Raw genomic sequence first — 1,962 nt, 5'->3', positions numbered from 1 at the left:
TTGCCGGACGCATCGAAGTCCATGCCGTAGCGCTCGCCGCCAAAGTCGCGGCTGGCGACGACGCGGTGGTCTTCGTTACAGCGGAGACCTGGTACCCAGAGCATATTTTAACTCAGTTACTCCATCATCAAATACGCGCTCACTACATGCTAAAGGTTCCACGCTCGCGATGATTTTCATTTCCAATTAATCTATATAGCTCCTCATGTAACGGTAGTGGGTGCTTCTGCCCGTGCGGTCTTAGAAGTGCTTGACCTTGCGAAATCAACCCCACGGAGCATATACAAATCCCTCATCAATTTTCTCAAAATAGAGTCCTATGAAACTATTTTTTAAGTATGCCTCTCTAAACACAGAAGAACAGACCATTTGCTTCAATTCTTCACAGTAGAATAAATCATACTCTACATCTGATCTCGGGGAAAACTTATCTATTCGAGCATATAATGGCAACATATTTTGACGCTCGTTTTCTGGGCGTAAAAGTCCGTCACCCACCAATTCAAAAGTAGATCGATCAACATCTAGCAATGAACATCTACTAAGTACGCAGAAAAATCTATAATCCTTTTTAGGCTTCGCAGAACCGCGAAGCGAAATCATCACAGGAATGCTCAGAAACTTACAATGAAAATTTTCGCACATTCGAATGAATTCCGATGACGCGAGATACTGCTCAAATATCACATCGACGTGAAGATTATTCAAGTCGGCTTTCATTTCATAGGAGCTTGAAAAATCCAATACGTCAGGATTCGCAATTACTTGATTGAACTCCGGCAATTCCGGGACCCACTTCTCATCAAAGAAAAGCGGAACATCGTCGCCTTCCGCAGCACTGAGCATATAAAATTCTTTCATAAGAACTCACAGCAACCTAAAAGTAGATGGGTCGGTCTTAAACAGCCCGTTTTGAAGCCCGGACCTCGCCCAGTCTTGAATATTTTTAACCCCCAAAACCAACTGAGTATCACTCAATTGTGGGGCCATTTTATTGAGCTCGAGTAATTTCTTACCAACAGCAGCTGTGTAGACATCATGATTCGTCCAGTGTCCTGGCAAATCGATAAACTGGACATTCTTTTTATCGGGCAAGAAAATACCATTTGATGCGCCGTCGCCATCAAACCCTATCCCTTTTAATCTCTTAAACATAGAACTGAAAATAGGCTTATTCATGAGCTGTTCAGGAATAAGGTGATGGTTAGCCATCCCATCTCCCGTCCTATGCCCCATGTTCTGCCCAAGCTTGGTAGAACACCACCCCAGCGGGTCAATGCTGAGAATAGGGTTTGCAGCGTACGAATAGATATTTATTCCGCCTGCCAACCCTATTGGGTCCTGCGATAAAAAACGGCCGATTCCAGCGTCGTAGAAACGGAATGTGTTGTAGTGTAAATCTGTTTCACTATCAAAATACTGGCCTTGGAATCGCAGATTCTGCTCGACTTCATTGATCGCCAGCTGCTCAATCGCGCCCCAAGAACGATAGGTCGCCTGCCAGACAATCTCACCCTCGCTATCCGTCAGCTCCAGCGGCGTACCAATCTGATCGGTATGGAAGTAATAGATCTTCTGCTCATCCCCTTCCGCCTGGTCAACCCGCGCCAACGGCGCATAGCTACCCGGCTCATAGAGATACAAAATGCTCTGCCCCGGCGTCTCCTCACGCAGCATCCTCAGCCCTTGCCAGAGGAAGTGCTTCTGCTCCGAGGTGCCGCCGATTTCAGCGGTTTTGGCAATCCGCCGCCCCAGGCTGTCATAGCGATAAGTGCCCGTACTTTCCAGCTTGCCGTTGACCACTGTCTCAGCACGCACCAGCCGGTTCTCACAGTCATAGGCAAAGTTCTGCAGCTTGCTATGCCCCGAGCGCTTCTCGATCAGGTTGCCCCACGGATCGTAGCGGTACTCCTGATCGCGCCAACGCTTGATGCGGTTGTCCTTCACCTTCTCAAACTGCCG

General features: G+C 47.7%; 2 protein-coding genes. Both read right to left on the bottom strand.

Annotated features, from left to right (window positions below; all coding sequences use genetic code 11):
* Positions 1-264: 264 nt before the first annotated feature.
* A complete protein-coding gene (locus tag ACW4TB_RS27465; protein ID WP_346641091.1) occupies positions 265-861 on the bottom strand; it encodes a hypothetical protein in 597 nt (198 codons plus the stop codon).
* A gap of 6 nt (positions 862-867) precedes the next feature.
* Positions 868-1,962: RHS repeat-associated core domain-containing protein (locus tag ACW4TB_RS27460; RefSeq protein WP_455843131.1), on the bottom strand; the 1,095-nt coding region annotated here is incomplete at its 5' end.

The sequence above is a fragment of the Lelliottia jeotgali genome (assembly GCF_977070485.1).
This window is presented reverse-complemented; position numbering and strand designations above follow the sequence as displayed.

Coding starts and splice junctions, on each gene's coding strand:
- ACW4TB_RS27465 (WP_346641091.1), bottom strand. CDS start 861: ATGAAAGAATTTTATATGCTCAGTGCTGCGGAAGGCGACGATGTTCCG.